The sequence below is a fragment of the Epibacterium sp. MM17-32 genome, assembly GCF_022348205.1.
Lineage (GTDB): Bacteria > Pseudomonadota > Alphaproteobacteria > Rhodobacterales > Rhodobacteraceae > Epibacterium.
This window is the reverse complement of sequence record NZ_JAKRFC010000007.1, coordinates 79170-102065: the sequence shown is the minus strand read 5'-3', so window position 1 is coordinate 102065 and position 22896 is coordinate 79170. Positions and strand designations below refer to the sequence as shown.

Annotated in this window: 20 protein-coding genes; 15 read left to right on the top strand and 5 right to left on the bottom strand. The window is 62.7% G+C overall.

Annotated elements, in window-relative coordinates:
* Positions 1–16: 16 nt before the first annotated feature.
* From rfbB to rfbA, 3 genes are all read left to right on the top strand, one after another.
* Complete coding sequence (gene rfbB / locus MHM88_RS12945; RefSeq protein WP_239365734.1) at positions 17–1069, top strand: dTDP-glucose 4,6-dehydratase; 1053 nt, start codon at positions 17–19, stop codon at positions 1067–1069.
* 66 nt (positions 1070–1135) lie between these two features.
* Positions 1136–1981 (top strand): dTDP-4-dehydrorhamnose reductase, encoded by an 846-nt coding sequence (rfbD, locus tag MHM88_RS12940; protein ID WP_239365732.1) that lies wholly within the window; start codon positions 1136–1138, stop codon positions 1979–1981.
* Positions 1978–2847, top strand: a complete 870-nt coding sequence (gene rfbA, locus MHM88_RS12935) for a glucose-1-phosphate thymidylyltransferase RfbA (RefSeq protein WP_239365729.1) — start codon at positions 1978–1980, stop codon at positions 2845–2847. The genes rfbD and rfbA overlap by 4 nt, the downstream gene beginning before the upstream one ends.
* A 43-nt stretch (positions 2848–2890) precedes the next feature.
* On the opposite strand, the gene MHM88_RS12930 is transcribed toward rfbA, so the two are convergent.
* Complete coding sequence (locus MHM88_RS12930; protein ID WP_239365727.1) at positions 2891–4216, bottom strand: aspartate aminotransferase family protein; 1326 nt, start codon at positions 4214–4216, stop codon at positions 2891–2893.
* Positions 4213–4995, bottom strand: a complete 783-nt coding sequence (locus MHM88_RS12925) for a 3-keto-5-aminohexanoate cleavage protein (protein WP_255734645.1) — start codon at positions 4993–4995, stop codon at positions 4213–4215. Before MHM88_RS12925 ends, MHM88_RS12930 begins: the two co-directional genes overlap by 4 nt.
* A 275-nt stretch (positions 4996–5270) precedes the next feature.
* Here MHM88_RS12925 and MHM88_RS12920 point away from each other — a divergent pair, with 275 nt between their 5' ends.
* Together MHM88_RS12920 and MHM88_RS12915 are read left to right on the top strand one after the other, a co-directional pair.
* Positions 5271–6671: an aspartate aminotransferase family protein gene (locus MHM88_RS12920; protein ID WP_239365719.1), complete on the top strand. Its 1401-nt coding sequence runs from the start codon at positions 5271–5273 to the stop codon at positions 6669–6671.
* A 106-nt stretch (positions 6672–6777) separates the two neighbouring features.
* On the top strand, positions 6778–7359 hold the full coding sequence (locus MHM88_RS12915; RefSeq protein WP_239365715.1) for a GNAT family N-acetyltransferase: 582 nt from the start codon (positions 6778–6780) through the stop codon (positions 7357–7359).
* A gap of 212 nt (positions 7360–7571) precedes the next feature.
* Here MHM88_RS12915 and MHM88_RS12910 read toward each other — a convergent pair whose 3' ends face one another.
* Positions 7572–8603, bottom strand: a complete 1032-nt coding sequence (locus tag MHM88_RS12910) for a permease (protein WP_239365712.1) — start codon at positions 8601–8603, stop codon at positions 7572–7574.
* Entirely contained in the window at positions 8596–8919 is a 324-nt protein-coding gene (locus tag MHM88_RS12905; RefSeq protein ID WP_239365709.1) for a helix-turn-helix transcriptional regulator, read from the bottom strand. Before MHM88_RS12905 ends, MHM88_RS12910 begins: the two co-directional genes overlap by 8 nt.
* A 194-nt stretch (positions 8920–9113) precedes the next feature.
* On the opposite strand from MHM88_RS12905, the gene MHM88_RS12900 reads away from it, so the two are divergent.
* The 10 genes from MHM88_RS12900 (at position 9114) to MHM88_RS12855 (ending at position 21815) form a co-directional block, all read left to right on the top strand.
* A complete protein-coding gene (locus MHM88_RS12900) occupies positions 9114–10580 on the top strand; it encodes a PLP-dependent aminotransferase family protein (RefSeq protein ID WP_239365699.1) in 1467 nt (488 codons plus the stop codon).
* Positions 10581–10913: 333 nt separating this feature from the next.
* On the top strand, positions 10914–12692 hold the full coding sequence (xsc, locus tag MHM88_RS12895; protein WP_239365697.1) for a sulfoacetaldehyde acetyltransferase: 1779 nt from the start codon (positions 10914–10916) through the stop codon (positions 12690–12692).
* Between the two features lie 5 nt (positions 12693–12697).
* Positions 12698–13444, top strand: coding sequence for a TSUP family transporter (locus MHM88_RS12890; RefSeq protein WP_370687491.1), 747 nt, complete (start codon positions 12698–12700; stop codon positions 13442–13444).
* On the top strand, positions 13441–14598 hold the full coding sequence (locus tag MHM88_RS12885) for an acetate/propionate family kinase (protein WP_239365677.1): 1158 nt from the start codon (positions 13441–13443) through the stop codon (positions 14596–14598). The genes MHM88_RS12890 and MHM88_RS12885 overlap by 4 nt, the downstream gene beginning before the upstream one ends.
* Positions 14599–14787: 189 nt before the next feature.
* Positions 14788–15795, top strand: a complete 1008-nt coding sequence (locus MHM88_RS12880; RefSeq protein WP_239366020.1) for a YeiH family protein — start codon at positions 14788–14790, stop codon at positions 15793–15795.
* Positions 15796–15818: 23 nt separating this feature from the next.
* The gene (locus MHM88_RS12875; protein WP_239365674.1) at positions 15819–18641 is read left to right on the top strand and encodes a molybdopterin oxidoreductase family protein; all 2823 of its coding nucleotides are present in this window, start codon (positions 15819–15821) and stop codon (positions 18639–18641) included.
* A 91-nt stretch (positions 18642–18732) separates the two neighbouring features.
* Complete coding sequence (locus MHM88_RS12870; RefSeq protein ID WP_239365671.1) at positions 18733–19506, top strand: 4Fe-4S dicluster domain-containing protein; 774 nt, start codon at positions 18733–18735, stop codon at positions 19504–19506.
* The gene (locus MHM88_RS12865) at positions 19506–20396 is read left to right on the top strand and encodes a DmsC/YnfH family molybdoenzyme membrane anchor subunit (RefSeq protein WP_239365668.1); all 891 of its coding nucleotides are present in this window, start codon (positions 19506–19508) and stop codon (positions 20394–20396) included. Before MHM88_RS12870 ends, MHM88_RS12865 begins: the two co-directional genes overlap by 1 nt.
* Before the next feature lie 82 nt (positions 20397–20478).
* A complete protein-coding gene (locus MHM88_RS12860) occupies positions 20479–20940 on the top strand; it encodes a carboxymuconolactone decarboxylase family protein (RefSeq protein ID WP_239322474.1) in 462 nt (153 codons plus the stop codon).
* A complete protein-coding gene (locus tag MHM88_RS12855; RefSeq protein ID WP_239365665.1) occupies positions 20937–21815 on the top strand; it encodes a sigma-70 family RNA polymerase sigma factor in 879 nt (292 codons plus the stop codon). Before MHM88_RS12860 ends, MHM88_RS12855 begins: the two co-directional genes overlap by 4 nt.
* An 88-nt stretch (positions 21816–21903) precedes the next feature.
* Here the strand turns inward: MHM88_RS12855 and dapA are convergent, their stop codons facing one another.
* Entirely contained in the window at positions 21904–22776 is an 873-nt protein-coding gene (gene dapA, locus MHM88_RS12850) for a 4-hydroxy-tetrahydrodipicolinate synthase (RefSeq protein WP_239365662.1), read from the bottom strand.
* Positions 22777–22896 lie beyond the last annotated feature (120 nt).

Genomic DNA, 22896 nt, shown 5'->3' with positions numbered 1-22896 from the left:
GCGAGGAGCGGGACATATGAAGATATTGGTGACGGGGGGCGCGGGTTTTATCGGCTCTGCGGTGGTGCGCCAGGCGATCGCGGCGGGCCATGAGGTGGTCAATCTGGATGCGCTGACCTATGCGGCCTGTCTGGACAATGTCGCCAGTGTCTCCGAGAGCCCGCGCTATGCGTTTGAGCAGGCCGACATCCGCGACCGTGCCGCATTGGATCGGATCTTTGCGCTGCACGCGCCGGATGCGGTGATGCATCTGGCCGCCGAGAGCCATGTGGACCGCTCGATTGATGGGCCCGGTGATTTTATCGAGACCAATGTGACCGGCACTTTCAACATGCTCGAAGCCGCGCGCAAATTCTGGGTGGCGGTTGGAAAGCCCGCCCATTTCCGCTTTCATCATATCTCGACCGATGAGGTCTATGGCAGTTTGCCGGCGGATAAATCGGTGATGTTCACGGAAGAGACCGCCTATGATCCGCGCTCGCCCTATTCGGCCTCCAAAGCCTCGAGCGATCATCTGGTGCGCGCCTGGCATGAGACCTATGGGCTGCCGGTGGTGCTGACCAATTGCTCCAACAACTACGGCCCCTTTCACTTCCCGGAAAAACTCATCCCGGTGGTGATTTTGAATGCGCTCGCCGGTAAGGCCCTGCCGATCTATGGCGATGGCTCCAACATTCGCGACTGGCTCTATGTGGAAGATCACGCAGATGCGCTGTTGCTGGTGTTGCAGAAGGGCGAAAACGGGCGCAGTTATAATGTGGGCGGCGAGAATGAGCGCACCAACCTTGAGCTGGTCGAAACACTCTGTGCGATCCTTGATGACAAGCGCCCGCGCGGCGACGGGGCCTCCTATAAAGAGCAGATCACCTTTGTGACCGATCGTCCGGGCCATGATGCGCGCTATGCGATCGATCCCACCCGTATCCGCGAGGAGCTGGGCTGGCGGCCTTCGGTGACCGTCGAGGAAGGTCTGGCGAAAACCGTGCAATGGTATCTCGACAATGAGGACTGGTGGCGCGCACTTCAGTCCCGCAAGGGCGTGGGTGAGCGTCTGGGCGTAAAGGCATAAGAGCCTGCCCGTGCGGGCAGGGGCCTCCGGCGGAGGTATTTGGGAAAAGATGAAGAAGGGGCGGATATGAGCATCCTTGTGTTTGGCGCAACCGGGCAAGTGGCGCGGGAATTGACGCGCTATGAGGGGGTGATCTCTGTGGGGCGTGCGCGTGCGGATCTGTCGGACCCCGGGGCTTGTGCTGCGCTCATTCGGGAGATCAGCCCGCAGGCGGTGATCAATGCCGCCGCCTATACGGCGGTTGATAAGGCCGAATCTGAGGAAGAACTGGCCACTATTATCAACGGGGCGGCCCCCGGTGCGATGGCGGCGGCCTGCGTGCAGGCGGGTATTCCCTTTGTCCATATCTCGACCGATTATGTCTTTGCGGGCAGTGGCACGGCGGCGTGGCAGACGGATGATCCGGTGGCGCCGCCCAATGCCTATGGCCGCAGCAAACGCGCAGGCGAAGAGGCGGTGATCGCGGCGGGCGGGACTTATGCGATCCTGCGCACCTCTTGGGTGGTCTCGGCCCATGGCAATAACTTCGTTAAGACCATGCTGCGCCTTGGTGCGGAACGGGATCGCTTGACGATTGTCGGCGATCAGATCGGCGCGCCAACGCCAGCGCGTGACATCGCACGGGCCTGTGTCGAGATGGCAGGGCAGCTGCGTGCGGAGCCTGCAAAATCCGGCATCTACCACCTGCAGGGCGCGCCATATGTCAGCTGGGCAGGCTTTGCTGCAGAGATCTTTGCCCAAAGCGGTCTGGCCTGCGAGGTGGCGGACATCCCCACATCTGACTATCCAACCCCGGCGGTACGGCCACTGAACTCACGGCTGGATTGCACCACGTTAGAGACTGTTTTTGGCATCCCGCAGCCCGATTGGCGCAGCGGTTTGCAGGATATTTTAAAGGAGCTCGCAGAGTGACGCAGCGCAAAGGTATTATTCTCGCCGGAGGCTCCGGCACCCGGCTTTATCCGATCACCATGGCTGTCTCAAAGCAGCTCCTGCCGCTTTATGATAAGCCGATGATCTATTATCCGATCTCGGTGCTGATGCTTGCAGGTATTCGCGAGATCTGCGTTATCACCACGCCGCAGGACGCCGATCAGTTCAGGCGCCTCTTGGGCGATGGCAGCCAGTGGGGCGTCAGCCTGACCTATGTGGAGCAACCCAGCCCCGATGGTCTGGCGCAGGCCTTTATTCTGGCCGAAGAGTTCCTCGCGGGCGCGCCTTCGGCGCTGGTGCTGGGCGATAACGTCTTTTTTGGCCATGGGTTGCCGAGCCTTCTGGCGGCGGCGGATGCCAAGGAGGTGGGCGGCACTGTCTTTGGCTATCACGTCTCCGATCCCGAGCGCTACGGCGTGGTCTCCTTTGATGGCGAAGGGCGGGCGCAGCAGATCATTGAAAAACCCGAAGTGCCGCCGTCGAATTACGCGGTAACGGGGCTCTATTTTCTGGATGGCACGGCGCCGCAACGTGCCAAGGAGGTCCAGCCCTCCGCTCGGGGCGAGCTGGAGATCACCGATCTTTTGCAGATGTATCTCGACGACGGCACCCTCTCGGTCGAAACCATGGGGCGCGGCTATGCCTGGCTTGACACCGGCACCCATGGCAGCCTTCTGGATGCGGGCAATTTTGTTCGCACCTTGCACGAGCGTCAGGGCCTGCAGACCGGTTGTCTGGAGGAAATCGCCTATCATGCGGGCTGGATCAGCCGGGACGCGCTGGCAGAGCGGGTGGACTTGTTCAAGAAAAACAGCTATGGCACTTATTTGAACCGGCTGCTCTGACGATCCCTCCTTCGGGCGGCCTCACCGCCAGCCCGAAGGGCGTTCAAACAGTAAACGCGTGCTCCAGCGCCACCGCGAGCTTGTCCGTCACCTCGTCGATCTGATCATCCGTCATGATGAAAGGCGGGGCGAGCAGCACATGGTCGCCGCTGCGGCCGTCTCGGGTACCCGACATCGGATAACAGATGAGCCCCGCCTCAAAGGCCGCTTTTTTAACACGTGCCGCCACAGTATGCGCAGGATCAAACGGAGCCTTGCTTTCCCGGTCCTGCACCAATTCAAGGCCACGAAACAGACCGCGACCCCGGATGTCGCCCACATGGGGATGCTGCCCGAACTGGTCAACCAGCGCGGCCTGCAGACGCTCCCCCATCTGCGCAGACCGGGCAATCAGGTCGCGTTCGAGCATCTGGGTCACCACAGCCAGCCCGGCTGCGGTTGCAACCGGATGACCAAGATAGGTGTGGCCGTGCTGGAAGAACCCTGATCCCGCGGCGATCGCATCATAGATCGCGGCAGTACAGAGCATGGCGCCGATGGGCTGATAGCCCGCACCAAGTCCTTTGGCGATGCAGAGAATATCCGGCGCGACCCCATCGGCCTCACAAGCGAACAAGTGACCGGTGCGCCCCATGCCGCACATGACCTCGTCAAGGATCAGCAGCACGCCATATTGATCGCAGATCTCGCGGATACGTTTGAAATACCCCTCGACCGCCGGCACCGCGCCCAGTGTCGCCCCGACCACCGGTTCCGCCATGAAGGCCATCACGGTGTCCGGCCCGAGGCGCAGGATCTCCGCCTCCAGTTCATTGGCCACCCGTTGACCATAGCCAAAGCTGCTCTCGCCCTCGATGCGGTCGACATATTCATAACAGGGCGCGATATGCGACACGCCGATCAGCAAGGGATCGAACTGCCGCCGACGCCACGCATTCCCGCCCGCTGCAAGCGCACCGAGCGTATTGCCATGATAGCTCTGCCGCCGTGCAATCAGATGCCGGCGCTGCGGCTCACCTCGCTCAAGGTGGTATTGTCGTGCCAGTTTGATCGCCGCCTCGGTCGCCTCAGAGCCGCCGGAGACAAAGTAAACCCGGTCAAGCGCCCCCGGCGCCTGCGAGATCAGTACATCCGCAAGCGCCTCCGCCGGTTCAGACGTCATGAAGCCTGTATGCGCAAAGGCCAATTGCGCCACCTGATCCTGCACCGCCTTGATCACCGCGGCGTCGGAATGACCGAGGCAGGAGACCGCCGCACCGCCGGAGCCGTCAAAGTAGCGTTTGCCATTGGTATCAATGAGATAGCAACCATCTCCGGCGACGGCGACCGGCGGTGTGGACTTGCTATGACGTGGAAAAACATGGCTCATGACGAGGCTCGCAAATCTGTATCCAAGGGCGCAAGGCGATGGCCACGCGCGGCCGCCGCCTCGATGAAGGCCGCGACGGAGGCGGCATTGTCCACCCATGGGGGCGCCCCCTGCGCGCCAAGGCTGTTTTCAAACCCGATCCGCACCTGCCCTCCGGCCTCGATCGCCGCCAACAGGCACGCATGTTCGGCCCCGCCAAAGGCACAGAGCGTCCAGTTCAGCTCCAGCGGCGCGATTTCAGCAAGGAATGCGGGCAGCATATCCGGCCTGGCCTCCAGACCGCTGGCATATTGACCAAGAACCAGGATCGCATCCCGCATATCCTCCGGCACGGTGCCGTCCTGATACCAGCGGGTCAGCTGCGCCACGCAATCGGGTGTATAGAGGATATGCTGCACCTCGGTCCCCGCCTCTGCGGCCACGGCATAGGCGCGCCGGGCAAGATCTCTGTCCCGTGCCATTTCCCGGACCGACACCGACGCCGCCGACGGGCGCAAGCTCTCCAAACAGGCCAACTGTGCCGCAACGTCAAAGATCCCGGCACTCTCCGTCGTAATCTGGATGCCCATCCCGGGCGCGGCAGCGCCAACTGCCGCCAGTGCTTCGCGATACAGGCCTGCATCAAGGCTGTGACACCCGTCCTGATCCCGCACGTGCATGTGCAGACGATGAGCGCCCAGGCGATGACATTCCGCTGCGGTCGCTGCTAGTTCCCACGATGCGATCGGAAGCGCCGCATGATCCGACTTGCGACGCCGGGCACCATTGGGCGCCACCATGATCCTGTAGTCCGTCACTGAACTCTCCTGTTGATGCAGATGCGCGGGCGCGCGCTAGCGACCGCATCACCCTGCCGTCAGGGGCGTTCATGCTCAAGCACTTCACCCCGCTCTGGTCGCAATTTTCTGCAAGCAGCGCCCCAAATTGGTCTCAACTCTCACCTTGAACTGGCCCTATCGCGCTCTGAGGTTTTCCTCTTTGGTAATCACTGACCGAGTCCGTCCGCGCGTCGGCCGGACCACCGAACCCCGAGTAGCCAAGAAAGGAACATGTCATGCATGGCACGTTCAGCGACAACGACCTCAGCCACGTCATCGAGGCCGACAAGGCCCATGTCTGGCACCATCTGGTCCAGCACAAACCGTTTGAAACCTCCGATCCCCGCATCATCGTCGAAGGCAAGGGCATGCGCGTTTGGGACCAGAACGGCAAGGAATGGCTCGACGCGGTGTCCGGTGCGGTCTGGACCGCAAACGTTGGCTATGGGCGCGAAAGCATCTGCAAGGCGGTCTACGACCAGATGATGAAGATGTGCTATTTCGCGCAGGCCGCAGGCTCGGTGCCGGGCGCGCTTTATGCCGAAAAGCTGATCGAGAAGATGCCCGGCATGTCGCGTGTCTACTACTGCAACTCCGGCTCCGAGGCCAACGAGAAGGCCTTCAAGATGGTGCGCCAGATCGCGCACAAGAAATACGGCGGCAAGAAAACCAAGATCCTCTATCGTGATCGGGATTACCACGGCTCCACCCTGGCGGCGATGTCCGCAGGCGGTCAGGACGAGCGCAACGCGCAATACGGCCCCTTTGCACCTGATTTTGTGCGGGTGCCGCATTGCATGGAATACCGCAAGCACGAGCTGGGTCTGGATCATCTCTCGGGCGCGGATTTCGGCATCGCCGCCGCCAATCTGATCGAAGAGGTCATCCTGCGCGAAGGCCCCGAGACGGTTGGCGCGCTCTGCCTCGAACCTGTCACCGCAGGCGGCGGCGTCATTGAGGCCCCGGAAGGCTACTGGCCGCGCGTGCAGGAGATCTGCAAGCAATACGACGTGCTCCTGCACATCGACGAGGTGGTCTGCGGCATCGGGCGCACCGGCACCCATTGGTTCGGCTATCAGCACTACGGCATCAAACCCGACTTCGTGACCATGGCCAAGGGCGTCGCCTCCGGCTATGCCGCCATCGCCTGCATGGTCACAACAGAGGAGGTCTTTGATCTGTTCAAGGACGATGCCTCAGACAAGATGAACTACTTCCGCGACATCTCCACCTTTGGCGGCTGCACCGCAGGCCCCGCCGCAGCATTGGAAAACATGCGCATCATCGAGGACGAAAACCTCCTTGAGAACTGCACCAAGATGGGCGAGCGGATGATGTCCAACCTGCGGGCCTTGCAGGAAAAGCACGCCGTCATCGGCGATGTGCGCGGCAAGGGTCTGTTCCTTGGCGCAGAACTCGTCACCGACCGTGACACCAAAGAGCCGGTGGACGAGGCGCTGGCACAAAAAGTCGTGGCGGAATGCGGAACGCACGGCGTGATCATTGGCGTCACCAACCGCTCGGTGCCCGGTCGCAACAACACGCTGTGCTTCTCGCCCGCGCTGATTGCCACAGCCGATGACATCGACAAGATCACCGATGCGGTGGACAAGGCTCTGACGACTGTCTTCGGCTGACGCTGGAAATTGGCCTGATGCAATTTTCAAAAGGTGGCTCTTTTCACAGGGCCACCTTTTCTTTCATTCCACGAGGCAGACCACCCAAGACAGAAGGCCTCTCCTCATGTGGATGACCCCGATTTCCCTCTCAGCTGAGGGCGCGCACCTTGTTCCGCTCACGTATGACCACACACCGGAACTGGTAGACGCTGCCGCAGATGGCGCTCTTCATCACTTGTGGTACACAACCGTGCCTTCCCCGGAGGGCGTTGAACAGGAAATCAGCCGTCGCCTCGCGCTGCAGGACGCGGGCAGTATGGTTCCCTTTGCCATCCTTGATGCGACAGGGCGCGCGGTAGGCATGACCACCTATATGAATGTCGATCACACGAATCGGCGCGTCGAGATCGGCTCCACTTGGTATCGCAAATCGGTACAGCGCACCGGTCTCAACACCAAGATCAAACAGCTTATGCTCACCCACGCCTTTGAGGCAAAAGACGCCATCGCGGTCGAGTTTCGCACCCATGTGCTGAACCGCCAAAGCCGCACTGCGATCGAGCGCCTCGGCGCCAAACTCGATGGTATCCTGCGGGCACATAGCATCCTGCCCAATGGAACAATTCGCGACACGGCCGTCTATTCCATTACCGCGGCAGAATGGCCCATGGTGCGCGCAAATCTCGCCCATATGTCCACGCGCTGAGTGCGGGTCAAGGAGGCCGCAAGGCCCCGCCCAAAGGGCGGCTTGTCCTTGACGCGCGCCTCTATGCACAATCGAAATAGGCTCTGACGGGCACACCTGCCCCTCAGAGCCTTCTCAGCAGAACCGCGCCGAAGGCGCGCGGCCCAACGACTCATGTCGCATGCGTCAGCATGGGGCGTGAGTCGGCGGGAGCACCCCCGCCGACCTGCCTATCAGACCATCTGGAACACGATGCCCGACAGGATCGCTCCGGAAATGCCCAACGCCAGATAGGTGGCAAAGACCCGTGGTTTGACCAGCGACCAGACCGCTGCCATCGCCGGAATCGAGCTCACGGCACCAGCCACCATAAAGGCCAGCGCCGCACCGGCACTCATGCCTTGGGTCATCAATCCGGCCAGCAGCGGCGGCGCTACATAAGAGTTCAGATACGCAGGCATCCCGACCAAGGCAGCGGTTGCGATTGGCACGATCCCTTCGCCCCCCACCAGCGAAGCAATCCACTCGGGGCGCACATATGTCACCAGGAGCGCTTCCAGCACATAGGCAAAGGCGAGCCACTTCAGCAGGAACAGAGCGTTTTCCACAAACTGACTGCGGAAAGTATCGCGCCGCTCGGCCTCTTGCCAGAACCGCCAGTTGGGTTGTTGTTCAGCCTTGGGCGTGCCGCACCCACAGCAGCTTTTGACCGGCTCTTTCTTCAGGGGCTGCGCAAACAGCCCGCCACCGCGCAGCGCTTTCACAACGAACCCACCAAAGAGGCCCAGCGCGACCGCGCTCACCGCCTTGGCGATGGCGAAGGGCCAACCAAGAGCCGCTGCCGTGATCAACAGGGTTGGCGGATCGATCAGCGGGGAGGACAACCAAAACGCCATCACCGCTGCCAATGGCGCACCCAGCGCCAGAAGCCCGGCAATAAACGGGATCACCTCGCAGGAGCAGAACGGCGCCAGCCCGCCAAGAAGTGCTGCAAACAGGATCATCCGGGTCTCGCGCCCCACAAAGGCCCGCGCGACCAGTGCTTCCGCGCCTGTGGCCTTCAGATACGCCAAGAGCGTCACCGCAAAGAGAATGTACTTGGATGTCGACAACAGCGCCGCCGCCGCAAATGTCAGCACCGGCCAGAAATTTGCACTATCCAGAAGCGCCACCAAAAGAAGGATCAGCGCTCCAAGCGTCCATGGGCTTTGCACCCAACCCCAAGCGGCGCGCATCGGGCGAGGAGAAAGAGATGTATCAGCCATCGTTCGCAACCTTTCGATTGAAGCCCATTTCCGCATCCTGGCAGCATTCGCTCAGGATGAACCCTGCAAGGTTTTGAAGGTGGTCGAAATTCGCCCGGCAGATCGTGCTGCGGCCGGCTTTTTCCTGCACCACCACCTCCGCTGCGGCGAGGAATTTCAGATGATGCGCCAGTGTCGAGGCCGCGATACCGGTGCGGTCGCGCACCTCGCCCACTGTCAAACCCGTTTCCCCCGCACGCACCAAAACGCGCAGGACCTCGAGCCGTGCTTCTGCGCCCATGGCGGCAAAGCCCTGGGCTGCGAGGGACAGATCCATGTGACCGCTCCAAATTGATTCTATAAAACTAGTTTTATAGTTTTTTTAGGAGGGATTCAATGCCCGATTTCTTTCGGCCCCAGAAGTCCGGTAACCGACTGCTGCGATTGAAACTTGCACAAGCGGCGAAAATCGGCGCTCAAGGGTCGCAGTCCAGATTGCCACAGACTTAAGTCCAGATTACGGTGTGCCGCATGGCTATCTCAGTCGAGACCTTTTTCCTCAATCCCGACGCGCAGGGCACACTCCAGGCTCAGATCCAGGAGATGATCGCTGCTGGCATCCTCTCCGGACGGTTTCGAGCCGGGGAAAAACTGCCCTCGTCGCGGAAACTCGCCGCGCATCTCGGGGTCAGCCGCATCACGGTGACGCTGGCCTACACCGAGCTGGTGGCGAATGACTACCTGATGGCGCGTGGGCGTTCCGGGTTCTTCGTATCGGAAACAGCCCCGGTGCCCCCCTCCTTTGCCCCGACGGAACGCGGACAGGAACGGGTCGACTGGAACCGCACCATCACCCGGACGTTTACGGGTGGTGATACCCCGCGCAAACCGAAAGACTGGCGCAGCTATCGCTACCCGTTCATCTATGGGCAGGCCGATGCCAGCCTGTTTGACCACGCGAACTGGCGGCTCTGCGCCCTGCGCGCGTTGGGGCAAAAGGATTTCGCCGCGATGACAGGGGACTACTTCGATCAGGATGATCCGCTCCTGATCGAATATATCGCGCGCCACACGCTGCCCCGCCGCGGTATCATCGCCCGCCCCGAGGAAATCCTGATCACGCTCGGCGCGCAGAATGCGCTCTGGACAGTTGTGCAGCTCTTGCTGCAACCGGGACGCAAGGCGGCGATCGAGGATCCCAGCTACTATACGCTGCGCGATCAACTCAGCCACACGGGCAGCGCACTCGACGTGATCGGAGTGGATAGGGACGGGCTGCCGCCCGAGCAGATCGCCGCGGATACGGATGTCGTCTTCACCACCCCCAGCCATCAGAGCCCGACCACGGCGACCATGCCAATGGCGCGGCGCAAAGCTCTGCTTGATCGTGCACGAGACATCGATGCGATCGTGGTCGAAGATGACTATGAGTTCGAAATGTCCTTTCGGACCCAGCCCTCGCCCGCGTTGAAGTCGATCGACAGCGACGGGCGCGTGATCTATCTCGGCAGTTTCTCAAAATCCCTGTTTCCGGGCCTCCGTCTTGGGTACCTCGTCGGCTCCGAACCCTTCATTCGCCAGGCCCGGGCATTGCGCGCAAATGTGCTGCGCCATCCGCCGGGACATATCCAGCGAACCGTCGCCTACTTCCTGTCGCTCGGCCATTACGACGCGCAGATCCGCCGCACCGCAAAGGTGTTGCAGGAACGCCGTGCGGTTCTGGAGGAGGCAATGGCAACCCATGGCCTGACACCCGCAGATCGCAACCTCTATGGCGGTTCCTCGCTCTGGATGCAGGCACCGGATCATGTGGATATGGGGCAGCTGGGCGACGGGCTGCGCGACAAAGGTGTTCTGATCGAACCCGGCGCGCCATTCTTTGCGCGCGAGACCCGGCGCCACAACTTCTATCGGCTCGGCTATTCCTCTATCGCCGCTGACCGCATCCCGCAGGGCATTGCCCATGTTGCCGATGCAATCCGCACCTTCCGTCCCTGACCAATCCCGGCTTTCCCCCAGCCCTCGAACGCCCGCCGGGGGAGCTCCCGCCCGTCCTTGGCGTTTCTGACGAAACACCGCGTCCCGTTGGGCCCGGCGCCGCGCTAAAGCGCGGCGCCGGGCCCAACCCTGAGCGAAGCATCTTTGATGCGATCTGCGAAGGGGCGGGAGCGCCCCCCCTTCTTGCCCTCCGCCATCGCAAGAGATGCGATCAGGCTGGCACTACGGCACCGCGAAACTGGCCCTAACGCCTCTGCATGCCCCCGCCTAAACCGGAACAAAGACCCATCTCCTCCGGACCTATGGCCGCGAGACCAACAGGAGACCGCATCCATGCGCATGACCACCGAAGAAGCCTTTGTCAAAACTCTCCAGATGCATGGCATCGAGCATGCCTTCGGGATCATCGGCTCCGCCATGATGCCGATTTCCGATCTCTTTCCCAAGGCGGGCATTACCTTCTGGGACTGCGCGCATGAAGGCTCTGCCGGCATGATGGCCGACGGCTACACGCGCGCCACCGGCAAGATGTCCATGATGATCGCCCAGAACGGCCCCGGCATCACCAATTTCGTCACCGCAGTGAAGACCGCCTACTGGAACCACACGCCGCTTCTTCTTGTGACGCCGCAGGCCGCCAACAAGACCATCGGTCAGGGTGGTTTTCAGGAGGTCGAACAGATGAAACTGTTCGAGGACATGGTCGCCTATCAGGAAGAGGTCCGCGATCCCTCGCGTGTTTGCGAAGTGCTGAACCGCGTGATCATGCAGGCCAAACGCGCCTCTGCACCGGCACAGATCAATATCCCGCGTGACATGTGGACCCAGGTCGTCGACATTGCCCTGCCGGCCATTGTCGAGTTTGAACGCCCCGCCGGGGGCGAACACGCCGTGACCCAGGCTGCCGCGCTGCTGTCCTCCGCGCAGAACCCGGTGATCCTGAACGGCGCGGGCGTGGTCCTGTCAAAGGGAGGGATTGCCGCTTCCATGGCGCTGGCCGAACGGCTCGATGCGCCCGTTTGTGTGGGCTATCAGCACAATGATGCCTTTCCCGGGTCCCATCCCCTGTTTGCCGGCCCGCTGGGCTACAACGGCTCCAAGGCAGGTATGGAACTGATCAAGGAGGCCGACGTGGTGCTCTGTCTCGGCACCCGCCTCAACCCCTTCTCCACCCTGCCTGGTTACGGCATGGAATATTGGCCCAGTGAGGCCAGGATCATCCAGGTCGACATCAATCCGGATCGCATCGGCCTGACCAAACCCGTGAGTGTCGGCATCGTCGGTGATGCCGCCAAAGTGGCCACGGGCATCCTCGACCAGCTTTCGGAGACGGCGGGCGATGCGGGCCGCGCGGCGCGCAAGGCCAAGATTGCCGAGACCAAATCTCGCTGGGCACAGCAGCTCGCCTCGATGGATCACGAGGACGACGATCCGGGCACCAGCTGGAACCAACGCGCCCGCGCGGACAAGCCCGACTGGATGAGCCCCCGCATGGCCTGGCGCGCGATCCAATCCGCCCTACCGACAGAGGCGATCATCTCCTCGGACATCGGCAACAACTGCGCCATCGGCAATGCCTACCCCGCGTTCGAGGCTGGCCGAAAATACCTGGCGCCGGGCCTGTTCGGCCCCTGCGGCTATGGCCTCCCCGCGATCATGGGCGCCAAGATCGGCTGTCCGGACACGCCCGTCGTGGGGTTTGCCGGCGATGGCGCCTTCGGGATTGCGGTCAATGAGCTCACCGCCATCGGGCGCGAGGAATGGCCGGCAATCACCCAGGTAGTGTTCCGCAATTATCAATGGGGCGCGGAAAAGCGCAATTCGACCCTGTGGTTCGACGACAATTTTGTCGGCACCGAGCTTGATACCAAAGTCTCCTACGCCGGCATCGCGAGCGCCTGCGGCCTCAAAGGTGTCGTGGCCCGCACCATGGACGAACTGACAAGCGCGCTGCACCAGGCGATCGAAGACCAGAAGAACGGCATCACAACGCTGATCGAGGCTTTGATCAACCAGGAACTGGGCGAGCCCTTCCGCCGCGACGCCATGAAAAAACCGGTCGAGGTCGCAGGCATCTCACCCGACGACATGCGGCCCCAGGACGGTGCATGACCGCGCTGGTCCTACCATTTGACCTGAGCCTCGCTCAGGGCGCCTTTCTCGCCGCCGCGCTGTTTTGCGCGGCGGTGATCCGCGGCTACTCCGGATTTGGTTTTTCCGCGATTTTCATTGTGCTGGCGGCGCAGATCACCAACCCGCTGCCCCTGATCCCGGTGGTATTCTCCTGCGAAATCGCCATGACCGCCTTTCAGGCCAAGGGCATTCGCCCCCATGTGGACTGGTCCCGCGCGGGCGCGCTTCTGTTCGGGGCCGCGCTCGCCGTGATCCCGGCCGTGGCCATCATGGCGCGTCTCGATCCAGGACAGGCGCGGATCGCGGTCTCCGCACTGATCCTCGTGCTGAGCCTGCTGCTGCTGAGCGGCTGGCAGCTGAAACGCCCCATCGGACGTCTGGGACACGGGGGCGTGGGCATCATTGCAGGCACTGCCAATGCAGCGGGGGTCGGCGGTCTTCCCACTGCTGCATTCCTGTCGGCGCAGGCCCTGAGCCCGGCAGCCTTCCGCGCCACCATGATCGTCTTCCTGACCGGTATCGACCTGATGGCCCTGCCCACCATGTCCGCGCATGGGCTGGTGACCGGCGAGACGGTGGCGGGCGCTCTGATGGCATTCCCCATTCTGGGCGCCGGTGTCTGGCTCGGCGGGCGCGGCTTTGCCAGTGCTGATCCGGTGCGATTTCGGCGCAAGGTGGTGATGCTTCTCGCGACTCTGGCCATGCTCAACATCCTCAAGGTGGCACTATGACAGCGCGACGCGACATCCTTGTCCTGAACACCGGATCCTCATCGGTGAAATTCGCGTGTTTCGACACAGGGTTGCAACTCCGCCTCAGCGGTATTGCCGAGGGCATCGGCGAACAGGGCCGGGTGCGCATGGGCGACGAGATCGAGCACCTCCCCCTTCCCAGCCACGCCGAGGCTCTGGCCGTTGTTCTCAGCCGCCTCACACGAGAAGGGTTCGGACCTGAGAACCTGAGTGCCCTGGCTCACCGCGTGGTCCATGGCGGCACCATTTTGACCGCCCCAACCCGCATCAGCCCGCAGGTCCGGGACGAGATTGCTGCCTGCGTTCCGCTTGCACCACTGCACAATCCACATGCGCTCGCGGCGATCGATGCGCTGCGTGACCTTGCGCCCGACCTGCCGCAATACGCCAGCTTTGACACCGCCTTTCACGCCAGCGCCCCGGAGGTGAACCAGCGCTATGCCCTGCCGCCCGAAGCCGAAGCTCTGGGTTTGCGCCGCTACGGGTTTCACGGGCTCTCCTATGCTGCGCTCTGCCGCCGCCTGCCCGAGATCAGCGGCGCACCGCTGCCGCGCCGCCTGCTGGCCTTTCACCTTGGCAACGGGGCGTCGGCCTGCGCGATCTTGAACGGACAATCGGTGGCAACAACCATGGGATATTCCCCGCTCGAAGGGCTGACCATGGGCACCCGTGTGGGAACATTGGACGCCAATGCAACCCTGCGGTTGGTCGAGGAAATGGGACTGGACGCGGCCAGGACCCTGCTGAACCGCCAGTCCGGCCTCAAGGGTCTCTCTCATGGCCTTTCCGACATGCGTGCGCTGGAAGCGGCCGACACCCCCGAGGCCCGGTTTGCGATCGCTCATTTCACCCAATCCGCCATTCGCCACGGCCACAGTCTGATCGGGGCCATGGGCGGCTGTGATGCGATCGTCTTCACCGGAGGTATCGGTGAGAACGCCGCCGCAATCCGGGCCGAGATCATCGCAGGATTCGCGTGGCTCGGCGCGCGGTTGGACACGAAAGGCAACGCCGCCAACGCTGCGCGGCTCAGCGCCGCAGACAGCACCCCAGATCTGTGGATCGTTCCGGCCGAGGAAGAACGACAAATCGCTGCGGATACCCGTGACCTGATCGCGATCACCGCGTCATGATCAAAACAGATACCCTCCCCTTTCCAAAACAATGGAACATACGTACCAATTTCAGGACGTAGAAAAGCAAATTGTTTCACCTTGAAGCGCCACGGTAAATTGATACACAAATGATGCACCAAATCCAAAGACATCCCGCCTCTGCCTGAAAGACTTCCATTGACCAACACGTCCACGCCCGCTCGCCTGCTGCCTTCGCCTCACGCCCTGCGCGCCCGCGCCAAGGAGATATTTCCCGGCGTTGCGGTGTCCATCATCGTCGCGGTGACGGCGCAGTTTCTGGCCGAACACTACGCGACGCCTGCGATGCTGCTGGCGCTGCTTCTCGGGATTGCGGTCAGCTTCCTCGGTGAGGAAGGGCGAACGGTGCCCGGTGTCACGTTCTCGGCGCGTGTTCTGTTGCGCTTCGGGGTGGCCTTGCTTGGCGTGCGCGTCTCGATGATGGTGCTGGCAGGCCTTGGTCTGCCGTTGATCCTGCTGACCGCAGGTGGCGTGGTGGCAACCATCTGTTTTGGCCTTCTGATCGCGCGTTTCTTCGGTCACGGCTGGCGTTTTGCCCTTCTGACTGCGGGCTCCGTCGCGATCTGCGGCGCCTCCGCCGCCATGGCGATCGCCGCCATTCTGCCCCGGGATGACCGCTCCGAACGACGGCTGATCTTCACCGTGATGGGGGTCACCGTGCTGTCCACGGTCGCGATGATCGCTTATCCGATTCTGGCACGCCTGATGGCGTTCGACCCGATCCAGGCCGGCGTCTTTCTGGGTGGCACCATCCATGACGTGGCGCAGGTGGTCGGTGCCGGGTTCTCGATCTCGGAGGACACCGGCGACACCGCAACGCTGGTGAAACTCATCCGCGTGTCCATGCTGGCCCCGGTGGTGCTTGTTGCCTCGCTGGTAATCCGCGCCCGGACCGAGGCCCCCTCCGAAGGCAAGCAGCCGCCGCTGCTGCCCGGGTTTGTCGTTGCCTTTATCGCGCTCGCGGCCCTCAATTCCTTTGGCCTCATCCCCGAGGCCGTGACGGAGTTCCTCAGCGCCTGCTCACGCTGGCTCCTCCTCATCGCCATTGCCGCCGTCGGCATGAAGAGCAACCTCAAACAGGTGCTCTCTGTCGGTGGCGCCGCCATCGCGCTTCTCATTGTCGAGACGCTGTTTATCGCCGGGGTCATACTTGTGGGGATCACGCTTTTGACCTGACGCAGGACTATTAGGGAGGCCAGATGACAATCCAGCAACCCGAGGTGGAGACCTCGCCGCCGGTCTCGGACGAGATCCGCAAGACGACCTGTTACATGTGTGCCTGCCGCTGCGGCATCAATGTGCATATGAAGGAGGGCAAGGTCGCCTATATCGAGGGCAACCGCGATCATCCGGTCAACAAGGGCGTGCTCTGCGCCAAGGGCAGCGCGGGCATCATGCAGCACAACGCCCCCTCGCGCCTGCGCGCGCCCTTGAAACGGGTTGGCCCGCGCGGCTCCGGCGAGTTTGAGGAAATCTCATGGGACGAGGCGCTGGATATCGCGCAAGGCTGGCTGGAGCCCCTGCGCGCCAAACATCCCGAAAAGCTGGCGTTTTTCACCGGGCGCGATCAATCTCAGTCCTTCACCAGTTTCTGGGCGCAGAACTTCGGCACCTGCAACTACGCCGCGCATGGCGGGTTTTGCTCGGTCAATATGGCCACAGCCGGTATCTACACCATGGGCGGGGCGTTTTGGGAATTCGGCCAGCCCGACTGGGATCACACCAAGCTGTTTCTCCTGTTCGGCGTCGCCGAGGATCACGACAGCAACCCGATCAAGATGGGCATCGGCAAGATCAAGGCCCGGGGCGCGCGCGTCATTGGTGTGAACCCGATCCGAACCGGCTATAACGCGGTGGCGGATGATTGGGTCGGCATCACGCCCGGCACCGACGGGCTGTTCATCCTGTCGCTGGTCCACGTGCTGATGAAGGCGGGCAAGATCGACCTCGACTATCTGTCGCGCTACACCAACGCGCCGGTGCTCGTGAACCAGGACCCCGACAGTGACGACTTTGGCCTGTTCCTGCGCGACGATCATGGCGCGCCCTTGGTGATCAACCGCACCACCGGCCAGCTTGCACCTTACGACATGCACGGGGTGCGCCCCGATCTGAATGGCACGTTCCAGATGGGCGATGTCACCCATGTCTCCGTCTTTCGGCTGATGGCCGAGAAATATCTCGATCCCCAGTACGCCCCCGAAGCGGTCGCCGATCAATGTGGCGTCCCCGCCACGCGCATCCGCGCCATTGCGGCCGAGATCGCCCGCGTCGCCTTTGACGAGGCCTTCGAGATCCAGCGCGAATGGACCGATTTCCGGGGCGAAACACACCAGACCATGCGCGGGCGCCCCGTCTCCATGCATGCGATGCGCGGGGTCTCGGCCCATGCCAACGGGTTTCAGACCTGCCGTGCGCTGCATGTGCTGCAAATCCTTCTGGGCACGGTGGAAGTGCCGGGCGGTTTTCGCTTCAAACCGCCCTACCCCAAACCCGCCACCGCCCATCCGCCGCCCCATTGCCGCGTCACCCCGGGCAAGCCGCTCGACGGGCCGCACCTTGGGTTTGTCCAGGGGCCGGAGCATCTGGCGCTGCTGAACGACGACAGCCCGGCGCGCATCGACAAGGCCTTTACATGGGAGAACCCGATGTCCAGCCACGGGCTGATGCATATGGTGATCTCCAACGCCCATGCGGGCGATCCCTACAAGATCGACACGCTGTTCCTTTATATGGCGAATATGGCGTGGAACTCCTCCATGAACACGCGCGGCGTGATGGAGATGCTGACGGACACCGACGAGAACGGCGAATATGTAATCCCGCATCTCATCTACTCCGACGCCTATTCGTCCGAGATGGTGGCCTATGCCGACCTGATCCTGCCCGACACCACCTATCTCGAACGTCACGACTGCATCTCGCTGCTCGACCGTCCGATCTGCGAGGCCGATGGCGCGGCGGATGCGATCCGCTGGCCGGTGGTGGAGCCTGACCGCGACGTGCGCGGCTTTCAGACCGTACTCGTACAGCTCGCCAACCGAATGAAACTGCCCGGCTTCACGGCGGAGGATGGCAGCGCCAAATATCAGGATTATGCCGACTATATCGTCAACCACGAACGCAAACCGGGCATCGGCCCGCTGGCAGGGTTTCGGGGTGATGGAACCGAGACCGGACGCGGCGCGCCGAACCCGGGTCAGCTGGACAGCTACATCAAAAACGGCGGTTTTTTCCTCAACCACATCCCCGAGGAGGCGCAATATTACAAACCCTGGAACCGCGCCTATCAGGACTGGGCGGTGGGCATGGGCCTGTTTGACGCGCCGCAGCCCTATTTGTTCCAGCTCTATGTGGAACCCCTGCGCAAATTCCAGGCCGCCGCCGAGGGCAAGGGCGAGCGTCAGCCCCCCGACCATTTGCGCGCGCGCCTGAAACAGACCATGGACCCGCTGCCGATCTGGTATCAGACCGACCAGCAGGGCAACGACGGCTTCACCATCTCCGCCCTCACCCAGCGGCCCATGGCGATGTACCACAGTTGGGGCAGCCAGAATGCCTGGCTGCGGCAGCTGCATGGGGCTAACCCGCTCTATGTCCCGACCAGACTGATGCGTGCGGCGGGCCTCAAGGACGGCGACTGGGCCCGCGTCACCTCTCCACATGGCGAAATCACCGTGCCGGTGCTGGAGATGGCAGCCCTCAATGACAACACGGTCTGGACCTGGAACGCCATCGGCAAACGCAAGGGGGCCTGGGCCCTGTCCCACGACGCCCCCGAAGCGACCAAAGGCTTCCTGCTCAATCACCTGATCCACGAATTGCTCCCGCCCAGGGGGGACGGCCTCCGCTGGGCCAATTCCGACCCGATCACCGGCCAGGCCGCCTGGTTCGATCTCAAGGTCAAGATCGAGAAGGCCGCCCCGCCCGACGGCCTGAGCGAAAGCCAGCCCGCACCCCCGGCGCAAACCTCCCCCATCGGCAAGGGCCCGAAAACCCTAACGTGGAAGGTCGGAAAATGAGCCCCTCGCCCCTTCACCTTCTTAAAAATATCTCGGGGTCCGGGGCAGAGCCCCGGCTCCACCCTCTCAACTCAAACGGAGGCCCGCAGACATGACCGACCTCCCGCACACCACCAGCCGCAAGATGGGCCTGGTGATCGACCTCGACACCTGCGTGGGCTGCCATGCCTGCGTGATTTCCTGCAAGGGCTGGAACACCGAAAACTACGGCGCGCCGCTCTCGGATCAGGACGCCTACGGCGCTGATCCGTCCGGCACCTTCCTCAACCGCGTGCATTCCTACGAGGTGCAGCCGGAGCAAGGACATGCCCAGCTGGTTCACTTCCCGAAATCCTGCCTGCACTGCGAGGACGCGCCCTGCGTCACCGTCTGCCCCACCGGTGCCAGCTACAAACGGGTCGAGGACGGCATCGTGCTGGTGAACGAGGAGGACTGCATCGGCTGCGGCCTGTGTGCCTGGTCCTGCCCCTATGGCGCGCGCGAGCTCGACCTGGCGGCGGGGGTGATGAAGAAATGCACCCTCTGCGTGGACCGGATCTACAATGAGAACCTCCCCGAAGAAGACCGCCAACCCGCCTGCGTGCGGACCTGCCCGGCCGGCGCGCGGCATTTCGGCGATCTGGGCGATCCCGGTTCCGACGTCTCGCAACTGGTGGCCGCGCGCGGTGGCATGGACCTGATGCCGGAGATGGGCACGAAGCCTGTCAACAAATACCTGCCGCCGCGCCCCAAGGACACGCTCTCACAGTCGCAAGAGCAGATCGACGTGCTTGCCCCCTTCCTCGCCCCGGTGGCAGAGGATACTGGCGGCTTCCTGGGCTGGCTTGACCGTGCGTTGGACAAACTGCCCGGAGGGTCAAACTGATGCATCCCGCGCCCTCCGTCATCGTCTTCACCACCCTCTCGGGCCTCGGCTTTGGCCTGTTGTTCTTTCTCGGCCTCGGCATGCCCGAAGTCACCGGCATGGTAGCCTTTGTCTTTTACCTGATCGCCTACGCGCTGGCGGTCGGGGGCTTGCTGGCTTCGACCTTTCACCTCGGCCACCCCGAGCGCGCGTGGAAGGCCTTCTCGCAATGGCGCAGCAGCTGGCTCTCGCGGGAGGGATGCTGTGCCGTCGCAGCCCTCCTCACCATGGGCGTCTACGCCGCGGGTGCGGTGTTCCTGCAGAGCCATTGGACGCTTATGGGCGCACTTGGGGCGGCGCTGAGCCTTGGCACGGTCTTTACCACCTCGATGATCTACGCACAGCTGAAGACCGTGCCACGCTGGAACATGGTCCCCCTGACCCCGGCGCTGTTCCTGACCCTCAGCCTCGCGGGCGGCGCCCTCCTTGCCGGGCAAGAGGAACAGGCGATGGGGCTGCTGACGCTGGCGGGCCTGACGCTGCTGGCCTATTGGCATCAGGGCGACCGCGCCTTTGCCCTCTCCGGCACCTCGCTAGCCACGGCAACGGGGTTGGGGGCACGCGGGGACGTCCGCGCCTTTGAACCGCCCCATACCGGCACCAACTACCTGTTGCGGGAATTTGCCTATGTGGTCGGACGCAAACATGCGACGCGCCTGCGGGTGATCGGCTTTGCACTTGCGATTGCCCTGCCGCTCCTGTGCCTGCTGCTCCCGGTTCAGGGGCTGATGGCAAAGCACCTCCTCGCCGCGCTGGCGGTGGTTCTGCATATCGCAGGCGTCGCGTGCACGCGCTGGCTGTTCTTTGCAGAAGCCGAGCATGTGGTCGGGCTGTATTACGGCAAACGTTAAAAAATCTGCCCCCCTGTGTCACACTGTCGGGGGCTGCTTCGTCCTGTTTCCATCACCGTCACAACGTGAAAGGAACAGCCCCATGACCGAACGCCTCAACGCCTTTGCCGAGGCTGGCGACCTCTTCAAGCCGATGCTGGAGCAGGAGGAGGTCCTCAAAGCATCCGGCCTTAGTCTGACGATCATCGAACTGGTCAAACTGCGGGCCTCGCAGATCAACAAATGCGCCTATTGCCTGCACATGCACACCCATGACATGCGCAAGATGGGCGAGAGCGAAGATCGCATGCACCTGCTGCCGGCCTGGCGCGAAAGCCCGCTCTACACGGCGCAGGAGCGCGCGGCGCTTGCATGGACCGAAGCCCTGACCCGCGTGGCTGATACGGCGGCCCCGGATGAAGACTACGCGCTGGTGGCAGAGCAGTTCTCACCCCGCCAGCAGGTTGCGCTGACCCTGATGATCGGGGCCATCAACAGCTGGAACCGGCTTGCCATCGGATTTCGCACGCCTCATCCTGCGTCCGAGGAGGCCAGCGCCGCGTGAGCCAGCAGCCACAGGATACCGGAACCCTTGCGTTCCTTTCGGTGCGGCCGCGTCTCTTCGCGGTCGCCTACCGGATGCTGGGCAGCGTCGCGGATGCCGAGGATATCCTGCAAGAGGCGTATCTGCGCTGGCAATCGGTGTCTCAGGCCGAGGTGCGCGACACAACCGGCTATCTGGTGCGCGTGGTCACACGGCTCTGTCTCGACCAGTTGAAATCGGCGCGTGTCAAACGCGAGACCTACGTGGGCGAATGGCTGCCAGAACCGCTGCTGACCGAGGACCCGGTGGATGCGCTGGACCACGATGTCTCTGTGGCGTTGCTGTTGGCGCTGGAGCGGCTGACGCCGCTGGAGCGTGCCGCCTTTCTGCTGCACGACGTCTTCGGCAACACCCATGAAGAGGTGGCCGAAGCACTGGACCGCAGCCCAACCGCCTGCCGCCAGCTGGTGTCCCGGGCGCGTCGCCATGTCCAAGCCGAACGCCCCCGGGCCCGTGTCGCACCCGACGAGGGGCGCGCCCTGACCGAAGCCTTCTTTCGTGCCTCCAAGACCGGCGATATGGCGGCGCTGACACAGCTTCTGGCACAGGATGTGGAGCTGGTCAGCGATGGCGGCGGCAAGGTCCTCGCGACACTGAACCCGATCTATGGTCGCGACAAGGTGATGCGGCTGGCCGAAGGGCTGGCGCGCAAGTCCGGCGCCCATCTGCCACCACGCTGGCGATTTGCGATGCTGAACGGACTGCCCGCGATCCTCAGTCTGGAACCGGAAGGTCTGGTTCAGGCCACGGCGCTGGAAATCCGCGACGGGCAGATCGCCAAGGTCTATGTGATCCGCAATCCCGAAAAGACCGCGCATCTGGCCAAGGTTCTGTAGAAACAGCGTCCCACCACAAGACAATTCGCCAAAACAAAACAGCCCCGGCAAAACCGAGGCTGTTGCATTCAGTGATAACTGAAACCGATCAGAGCAAGCCTGCGTGCGCCATGGCTGCGTCGATTTTGGCTTTGGTGCTGTCCTCAAGCCCTGTGAGCGGCGAGCGCACTTCCTCAGAGCACAGGCCCAGCTTCGACATGCCGTATTTTGCCCCCACCAGACCGGGCTCGATAAAGATCGCCTCATGCAATGGCATCAGGCGGTCCTGATACTCCAGCGCGGTCTTGTAGTCGCCCGCCAATGTCGCCGCCTGGAACTCGGCGCAGAGTTTTGGCGCGACGTTTGCGGTGACGGAAATACAGCCCACGCCGCCATGTGCGTTAAAGCCCAGCGCGGTGGCATCCTCGCCCGAGAGCTGAATGAACTCCGGACCGCAAGAGGCACGCTGCTGGCTGACGCGCTCCAGCTTGCCAGTGGCGTCCTTGACACCGACGATGCGCGGCAGTTTTGCCAGTTCGCCCATCGTGGCGGGGGTCATGTCCACAACCGAGCGCGGCGGGATGTTGTAGATGATGATCGGGATGTCGGCGCAGTCATGCAACGCGCTGAAATGTGCGATCATGCCGCGTTGGCTCGGCTTGTTGTAGTAAGGCGTCACAACCAGCGCCGCGTCGGCACCAACCCGGTGGGCATATTCGACAAAGCGAATCGCCTCGACGGTGTTGTTGGACCCGGCGCCGGCGATCACCGGCACACGGCCAGCAGCGGTTTCCACCACCACTTTGATGACCAACTCGTGTTCTTCGTGGGTCAGCGTCGGGCTTTCGCCAGTGGTGCCCACGGGAACCAGACCGGTCGAACCTTCGGCAATATGCCATTCCACCAAGTGTTTGAGCGTATCCAGATCCAACTCACCATTGCGAAACGGGGTGACGAGGGCTGGCATAGAGCCTTTGAACATGGGAACGCTCCAGTTAGTGGTTTTGATGCGGGCAAATCCTTGCCCGGACGGGCGCGCTGGCGGGAAATTGAGTTGCACCCCGCGACACACGCACTATCGTCACAGCCTCTATCCCCGGAT

What these genes read in the sequence shown, in the direction of transcription:
- rfbB (WP_239365734.1), top strand. Translation starts at nt 17, where the DNA reads ATGAAGATATTGGTGACGGGGGGCGCGGGTTTTATCGGCTCTGCGGTG.
- rfbD (WP_239365732.1), top strand. Translation starts at nt 1,136, where the DNA reads ATGAGCATCCTTGTGTTTGGCGCAACCGGGCAAGTGGCGCGGGAATTG.
- MHM88_RS12930 (WP_239365727.1), bottom strand. Translation starts at nt 4,216, where the DNA reads ATGAGCCATGTTTTTCCACGTCATAGCAAGTCCACACCGCCGGTCGCC.
- MHM88_RS12925 (WP_255734645.1), bottom strand. Translation starts at nt 4,995, where the DNA reads ATGGTGGCGCCCAATGGTGCCCGGCGTCGCAAGTCGGATCATGCGGCG.
- MHM88_RS12920 (WP_239365719.1), top strand. Translation starts at nt 5,271, where the DNA reads ATGCATGGCACGTTCAGCGACAACGACCTCAGCCACGTCATCGAGGCC.
- MHM88_RS12915 (WP_239365715.1), top strand. Translation starts at nt 6,778, where the DNA reads ATGTGGATGACCCCGATTTCCCTCTCAGCTGAGGGCGCGCACCTTGTT.
- MHM88_RS12910 (WP_239365712.1), bottom strand. Translation starts at nt 8,603, where the DNA reads ATGGCTGATACATCTCTTTCTCCTCGCCCGATGCGCGCCGCTTGGGGT.
- MHM88_RS12905 (WP_239365709.1), bottom strand. Translation starts at nt 8,919, where the DNA reads ATGGATCTGTCCCTCGCAGCCCAGGGCTTTGCCGCCATGGGCGCAGAA.
- MHM88_RS12900 (WP_239365699.1), top strand. Translation starts at nt 9,114, where the DNA reads ATGGCTATCTCAGTCGAGACCTTTTTCCTCAATCCCGACGCGCAGGGC.
- xsc (WP_239365697.1), top strand. Translation starts at nt 10,914, where the DNA reads ATGCGCATGACCACCGAAGAAGCCTTTGTCAAAACTCTCCAGATGCAT.
- MHM88_RS12885 (WP_239365677.1), top strand. Translation starts at nt 13,441, where the DNA reads ATGACAGCGCGACGCGACATCCTTGTCCTGAACACCGGATCCTCATCG.
- MHM88_RS12875 (WP_239365674.1), top strand. Translation starts at nt 15,819, where the DNA reads ATGACAATCCAGCAACCCGAGGTGGAGACCTCGCCGCCGGTCTCGGAC.
- MHM88_RS12870 (WP_239365671.1), top strand. Translation starts at nt 18,733, where the DNA reads ATGACCGACCTCCCGCACACCACCAGCCGCAAGATGGGCCTGGTGATC.
- MHM88_RS12865 (WP_239365668.1), top strand. Translation starts at nt 19,506, where the DNA reads ATGCATCCCGCGCCCTCCGTCATCGTCTTCACCACCCTCTCGGGCCTC.
- MHM88_RS12860 (WP_239322474.1), top strand. Translation starts at nt 20,479, where the DNA reads ATGACCGAACGCCTCAACGCCTTTGCCGAGGCTGGCGACCTCTTCAAG.
- dapA (WP_239365662.1), bottom strand. Translation starts at nt 22,776, where the DNA reads ATGTTCAAAGGCTCTATGCCAGCCCTCGTCACCCCGTTTCGCAATGGT.